Origin of the sequence: Enterobacter sp. 01-M-03-SI-ECC (assembly GCF_047530215.1) — a bacterium.
In the GTDB taxonomy this organism is placed as follows: domain Bacteria; phylum Pseudomonadota; class Gammaproteobacteria; order Enterobacterales; family Enterobacteriaceae; genus Enterobacter; species Enterobacter chengduensis.
Window position 1 is genome coordinate 1 of the sequence record NZ_JBLKDA010000103.1, and the last position, 513, is coordinate 513.

The 513-nt window shown below is 57.3% G+C and carries 1 pseudogene; it reads right to left on the minus strand.

The features are described from left to right. A pseudogene (locus tag ACMWKK_RS26255) lies at positions 1 to 513 on the minus strand (type VI secretion system tube protein Hcp); the annotation flags it as partial.

Here is a 513-nt window from a genome sequence, read left to right on the forward strand (position 1 = left end):
CGCTGTTCAGGGCAAAGTTAAACCGGCACTCATTTCCCGCCGTGATGTGGAAGACCTTCTCCGCGATGCCGGGAGGCAGGGTGATGTTCACCCCGCCGGTACTGGCTGAGTGGGGATTCATACCGTTCACCGGGCTGCCGATGGCCGCAACGGTGTCAAATATGCCAATAAATCGGGTCTTTCCGGCAGGCGACCCCTGAAAGGCGACGCCGTTCAGTCCCTGACGAATGGCGGCGATAATCGCGCTGTCCTGCGCCAGGACGCGGTTGGCGAAATGACGTGCCGCTGCGGCACCGCGGCTGAACCCGAAAATATCGAACTGAAGTGATTTGACAATTAATATCTGGCTTTTTAGGCGGTTTTTTAGATCGCCAAGCGTCAGTGAGAGGGTGGATATCAGACCCGCTACCGCTTTATCCGTTTTGGCAATCACGCCCGTATCCGCAATCCCCAGCGACTGGCCAATCAGGCTGTCGGGTTTGCCCGCTTCGGTGCCGATACCGTCGATATACA